Consider the following 6,307-nt stretch of genomic DNA (forward strand, 5'->3'; position numbering starts at 1 on the left):
AAGTGGCAACATTTTGCGCTGCCCTTTGGCTCACTTTTACTCTGCCGTTGACACTCGACGAACTATTGGACCCTGTGCATTTCACGACAATCAAGGTTACTCGAGATAAAGCCTTGCTTACCAAGCTGCTATTTGCTTACGCAGATCAAGTTGAGATTGAAATCGAACAACTTGTGACTGAGGATTTCCTCGCCCGTCTTGACCACGCCAGTTCTCATCGGTGGGGTCTTGTCATCGAGGTGCTTATCGCGACCTTGGTTGAAGCAAAACTGCTGGGCAAGTCGAAGCTGGAAGTCCAAGATTTTGTAAAGCAGTTCTCCCTGAAGAAGGGCATCCCAAAAGAATATTCGCCATTCACTGCACCGGATTTCAGGGAAGCGTTTGACCCCCAGCGGCTACTTGCGCTCAACCAATAGTCCGATCAACCACAACAGATTTTAGGAAGAAAGTTGGCTCGCCGTCTGGCGGGCCCTTTTTTTGGTGTAGCTGTGCACGTTTATGCTTCCATCTTGCACGCTTATGGCTGTTGTCTTTTTAGGATTTGGGTTTAAGATATTGATAATTATAACTTTAATGCCGCTCGCGAAATCAAGCCTTAATGATTCGTGCACACTTATGCCCAATTGGCATCGTGATCGTTTTAACAGCGGACGCCACAGCCGGTTTTGCTGCGTCCCGCGCGTGACGTTGGCCGATCATTGCTCAAGGCGCGCCGCGCCCAAAGTTTTACCGTGCTGTCAACGGACGCGGAATAATGTCATATTAGGGCGACGCGTCGCTTAATCGGTATACAATCGCATACAGCCTTCCCGTCGGCGCATAATTGCGCTATGGCGGCGTCATAAATCATGTTCATGCGGAGGGACGAGATGTCCAAGATCAAGGTAAAAAACCCAATCGTCGAGCTTGACGGTGACGAAATGACCCGGATTATCTGGGATTTTATCAAGAAAAAGCTGATCCTGCCCTATCTGGACATTGATCTGCTGTACTATGATCTGGGCATGGAAGAGCGTGATCGCACCAATGACCAGATCACGATTGATGCCGCGGAAAAGATCAAGGAAATCGGCGTTGGCGTGAAATGCGCGACGATCACCCCCGATGAGCAGCGGGTCGAGGAATTCGGTCTCAAGCAGATGTGGCGCAGCCCCAATGGCACGATCCGCAACATCCTTGGCGGTGTCGTGTTTCGCGCGCCGATCATCTGCAAGAACGTCCCCCGCCTTGTGCCGGGCTGGACCGACCCGATCGTCATTGGCCGCCACGCATTCGGTGACCAGTATAAGGCCACCGATTTCCTGATGCCCGGCCCCGGCCAGTTGACCATGAAATTCGTGGGCGACGACGGCACCGTGATCGAAAAAGTGGTCTATGACAGCCCCGGCGCCGGTGTGGCCATGGGGATGTATAACCTGGACGAAAGCATCATCGACTTTGCGCGGGCATCGCTGAACTATGGCCTGAACCTGGGTTGGCCGGTGTATCTGTCGACCAAGAACACGATTCTCAAGGCCTATGACGGACGTTTTAAGGACTTGTTCCAAAAGGTGTTCGATGAAGAGTTCGCCGACAAATTCAAGGCTGCGGGCATCACATACGAACACCGCCTGATCGACGACATGGTCGCGTCAGCGATGAAATGGTCGGGCAAGTTTGTCTGGGCCTGCAAGAACTACGACGGCGATGTGCAATCCGATACGGTCGCGCAGGGCTTTGGGTCGCTGGGCCTGATGACCAGCCAGTTGATGACGCCCGATGGAAAGATCGTCGAGGCCGAGGCGGCCCACGGGACGGTCACGCGCCACTATCGCCAGCATCAGGCCGGCAAGGCGACATCGACCAATTCAATCGCGTCGATCTTTGCATGGACCGGTGGATTAAAGCACCGCGCGAAGTTGGATGACAACGCGGAGCTGATGGCCTTTGCCGAGACGCTGGAAAAGGTTGTTGTTGATACGGTTGAAAGCGGCTTTATGACCAAGGATCTGGCGCTGCTGGTCGGCCCGGATCAGAAATGGCTGACGACCGAAGGCTTCCTTGAAAAAATCGACGAAAACCTGAACGCTGCGATGTAGGTTTTGAGTATTGGGGGCAGTTCACGCTGCCCCCAGAAAAGCCAAAGAAGCAGACTACGCGCCGCCGCCAGACGTCAAAGTAAAGCCAGCCGCGCCGATCAGATGCGCATTGTCGCCGTCTTCACCAAACTCTGAATAGTCGATGCCCGTGACACCGCTGAGTTCTTCGCCGTCAGGCCCGAACAAGGCACCACCGATTTGCGTGTTGGATGTGCAGGTCGAAAATTCTGGGCATGCAAAAACATTGTTTGCATCTGTTGCGAACCCGTTGCCAATCAGATCACCCTGGGTCAATTCAAGCTGCGCAGTGAGGCTTGTCATTTCGCCCTCTGAACTAACATCAAAACCCATAAAGCCGTTCACCGAATTTTCGTCAAAATCGACGTATATAACGACAGTACCACCGATGGAGACTTCATTTTCGACGACCTGACCGTTGCCGTCAAGAACCGTGCCGTATCCATCCAGAAAGCCAAAATACGAAACAAATCCGTTATCCAGCAGCTCTGCTGGGTTGGTTTCGGCGCCTATGGCAAAAAAGCCTTGGGAATTTATTCCCGGGCCGTCGGTGTTGTCATAGGCGTAGGTATAAAGGGAGACCGTTCCCGAGAAGTCTACCCCGGTGTTGAAGCGGCTATAAAGCGTTTGGCCATTTGCCAGCGTCGCCTGACCATCGACCACTGTCAACGTCTCGCCGTTATAAGTAATTGTACCGTTGAAACCTTCTGTTTCAGGGGCCGTAATATCAATAAGAAAGGTTTCTTCGGTGATTTGGATCGTTGTTTCGCCGGTCACGTTATCCGACACAAAACGGACAAGGCGCACCGTGGCGGGATGATAAATGTACCGACGCCTTCGTAGCCATAGGTGCCGGACGTGACGTCAAGAGCCAGAACGCCGCCCAGCTCTTCGGCATTGGGGCCGTAGAATGTCCCGTCGATAGATGATGTAGAGGTGCTGCAACCCGCGCCGCACGTCAGGTTGCCGGAAAAGTCATTACCCGAAAAAGCGGTGCTGGTCATCACAAGGTCGAAGGTGATCGGGGTGCCCCCAGCGTCGTAGGTGGCATCATCAAGTACCGCAGAGACGGTGTTTGTATTCGCAAAGCTGACGGTGATGGTCAGGTCGCCGTCCATATCGACGCCATCGGCCGCACCGATTGGATTACCGTTCTGCGTGGCATTGCCGCTTGCCACGAATTCACCGTCATATATCGCGCTGCCGTTCGGGCGGTTGTCGATCGTGGCGGGGTCCGTTTCGAAGCCAAAGACATAATGCGTCTCGCCATCAATTGTCGGCCCGGTGGCGGATGGGTCCATGGCGCCGTAAGAGACGACCTGGATTGCGCCGACATAGGTCCCTGAGCGCGTGCTGTCATAGAAGACGTCCACGATTTGATCGTTGGTCGACAGTTGACCGAAGCCGTCTGTAATCGTGACAGGCACGCCAAAGATTGTGACGGTGCCGTTTCGTTCATTTGCCGCACTGGCGAGGAAATTCGCGCCCAGCGTGATGGTCCCACTTTGGATGACAGCCACGCCGTCCTTGATTTCAGCGCCCGCTGCGGTAATTTCGATTGTTTCCGCATCCGCAAGCGATTGGCCGCTCTGGCCATAATCAAGACCGTTGGTGTCAGGTGTGACCGGACCGCCGCCACCGCCGCTGTCTTCACCACCTCCGCCGCCACATGCAGCGAGCGATACAATTGCGGTAAGGGCGAAAAGCGTGGTGCACGATGCCTGCATTGCAAATCCTGAGTTCTGAGCCAAAATCACGTGGGCTGTGCAATGGCATGGTAAACGTTACCGCCAGTTTATAGATACAAAATCAGGCAGGGCCACGCCTGAAATTCGATGACGTGAAAAAACATGCGGCATTGTCGCGGAGCGGCAGCGTCACAGGCCCCCTGTTGTCGTGATGCCTGTCTTGATTGCGATGGCGGTCATCCATATGTATTGCCGCAACATCACACACTGAACGCACGGTCCTTTTTTTTAAGGGCTGGCTTTTGCTGCGCATGCACGGTATGCGCGCGTCAACTCCGTACAAAGGCAGACTAATGGACATCCGCAATATCGCGATCATCGCGCACGTTGACCACGGCAAGACAACACTTGTCGACGAACTACTCAAGCAATCCGGTGTGTACCGGGAAAACGAAACGACGACCGAACGCGCGATGGACAGCAATGACATCGAACGCGAGCGCGGCATCACGATCCTTGCCAAATGTACGTCCGTTGAATGGAAGGGAACGCGCATCAATATCGTGGACACCCCCGGCCACGCCGATTTCGGTGGCGAGGTCGAGCGGATCCTGTCGATGGTGGACGGCGTTGTCTTGCTGGTGGACGCGGCTGAAGGCCCCATGCCACAGACCAAATTCGTGACGGCCAAGGCGCTTGCGCTGGGTCTGCGTCCGATTGTCGTGCTCAATAAGGTCGACAAGCACGATGCCGAGCCTGACCGCGCGCTGGACGAATGTTTCGATCTGTTCGCCAACCTTGGTGCAGATGACAATCAGCTGGATTTCCCGGCGATGTATGCCTCTGGCCGTTCCGGCTGGTGTGATATGGAACTGGACGGACCGCGCGAAAATCTGGACGCGCTGTTTGACATGATCCTCAAGCATGTCCCGATGCCTGCGCAGATTTCGCGCCGCGAAGAGCCGTTTCAGATGTTGGCGACAACGCTGTCGGCCGACCCGTTCATCGGACGTATTCTGACGGGCCGTGTCGAGGCTGGTACGCTGCGCGCGGGTGAAACCGTCAAGTCGCTGTCACGCGATGGCACGAAGCTCGAGCAATTCCGCGTCTCCAAAATTCTGGCCTTCCGTGGCCTGTCGCAAACCGCAATTGATGTGGCCGAAGCGGGCGATATCGTCACGATTGCGGGCATGTCGAAGGCGACTGTGGCCGACACGATCTGTGATATGTCCGTCGATACGGCCATTCCGGCACAGCCGATTGACCCGCCGACCATCACCGTGACCTTTGGCATCAACGACAGCCCGTTGGCCGGTCGTGATGGCAAAAAGGTACAGTCGCGCGTCATTCGTGACCGTCTGATGAGAGAATGCGAAGTCAACGTCGCAATCAAGGTGCAAGACACCCCCGGCGGTGATGCGTTTGAAGTGTCGGGTCGTGGCGAATTGCAGATGGGCGTTTTGATTGAAAACATGCGCCGCGAGGGTTTCGAGCTGTCGATTTCCCGCCCGCAGGTCATCTATAAAGACGTAGACGGTGTTCGTATGGAACCCGTCGAAGAAGCGACGATCGACGTCGATGACGAATACACTGGCGCTGTCGTTGAAAAACTGACCGGGCCACGCAAGGGCGAACTGCTGGAAATGAAACCAGCCGGCGTCGGCAAAACCCGCATTATCGCGCTGGTGCCGTCACGCGGCCTGATCGGTTATCACGGCGAGTTCCTGACCGATACGCGCGGTTCTGGCGTGTTGAACCGGCTGTTTCACGGCTGGACCCCGTACAAGGGTAAAATCCAGGGCCGCCGCGCTGGCGTGCTGATTTCAATGGAAAATGGCACCTCGGTCGCATTTGCCCTTTGGAAACTGGAAGATCGCGGCAAGTTCTTTATTGGTGTCCAAGAGGCCGTGTATACGGGCATGATCATCGGCGAACACAGCCGTGAAAACGATCTGGAAGTGAACCCTCTGAAGGGCAAGCAGCTGACCAACGTGCGCGCATCCGGTACCGACGAAGCGGTGCGTTTGACCACCCCGGTCACAATGTCGCTGGAGCAAGCCATCGCGTATATCGACGATGATGAGCTGGTCGAAGTGACGCCAAACGCGATCCGACTGCGCAAGCGCTTTTTGGACCCGCACGAGCGTAAGCGGCATTCGCGCGCTGGCTGAAGTATGACGATGAGGCAGGCTTTTTGAAAAGCCTGCCTAGTCCGGCCGCACGACATCACCCAGAAAAATCTGTCCGGGCGTCACAACGCTGGCATACCAGCCGCCGTGGCCGCGCATTGCATTATAGCCGCCATGACCCAAGACAATTTCAATCCGTGAACAGGGCGGACAGGGCCCGTGGATTTCAAGCGTAATCGCACCGATCCGCAGCGCGCTATTGCGCAGGGCCAGCAGGTTTACACCGGATATCACAAGATTGCGCCGCACCGCATCGGGGGCCACTGTCCGCCTGCCCGCGGCTCTGTTGCACAAATTCTGTGAGGGATTCATCTAGTGAATCCAGTGTGGTAGC

At 55.5% G+C, this 6,307-nt stretch carries 5 protein-coding genes and 1 pseudogene; 3 read left to right on the top strand and 3 right to left on the bottom strand.

The genetic code is table 11. The features are described from left to right. Both QZ196_RS17005 and QZ196_RS17010 read left to right on the top strand, forming a co-directional pair. Window positions 1-416 (top strand): annotated as a pseudogene (locus tag QZ196_RS17005) (hypothetical protein); the annotation flags it as partial. 453 nt (window positions 417-869) lie between these two features. Further along, complete coding sequence (locus QZ196_RS17010) at window positions 870-2,078, top strand: NADP-dependent isocitrate dehydrogenase (RefSeq protein WP_296428543.1); 1,209 nt, start codon at window positions 870-872, stop codon at window positions 2,076-2,078. Between the two features lie 54 nt (window positions 2,079-2,132). Here the strand turns inward: QZ196_RS17010 and QZ196_RS17015 are convergent, their stop codons facing one another. Next, window positions 2,133-2,885: a transferrin-binding protein-like solute binding protein gene (locus QZ196_RS17015; protein ID WP_296428544.1), complete on the bottom strand. Its 753-nt coding sequence runs from the start codon at window positions 2,883-2,885 to the stop codon at window positions 2,133-2,135. Beyond that, a complete protein-coding gene (locus QZ196_RS17020; protein WP_296428545.1) occupies window positions 2,870-3,823 on the bottom strand; it encodes a transferrin-binding protein-like solute binding protein in 954 nt (317 codons plus the stop codon). The genes QZ196_RS17015 and QZ196_RS17020 overlap by 16 nt, the downstream gene beginning before the upstream one ends. 314 nt (window positions 3,824-4,137) lie before the next feature. Here QZ196_RS17020 and typA point away from each other — a divergent pair, with 314 nt between their 5' ends. Continuing rightward, complete coding sequence (typA, locus tag QZ196_RS17025) at window positions 4,138-5,955, top strand: translational GTPase TypA (protein ID WP_296428548.1); 1,818 nt, start codon at window positions 4,138-4,140, stop codon at window positions 5,953-5,955. Window positions 5,956-5,991: 36 nt separating this feature from the next. Here typA and QZ196_RS17030 read toward each other — a convergent pair whose 3' ends face one another. Next, window positions 5,992-6,285: an MOSC domain-containing protein gene (locus tag QZ196_RS17030; protein ID WP_366510995.1), complete on the bottom strand. Its 294-nt coding sequence runs from the start codon at window positions 6,283-6,285 to the stop codon at window positions 5,992-5,994. Between the last annotated feature and the right edge of the window lie 22 nt (window positions 6,286-6,307).

The sequence above is a fragment of the Yoonia sp. genome, from assembly GCF_017854565.1.
GTDB lineage: Bacteria > Pseudomonadota > Alphaproteobacteria > Rhodobacterales > Rhodobacteraceae > Yoonia.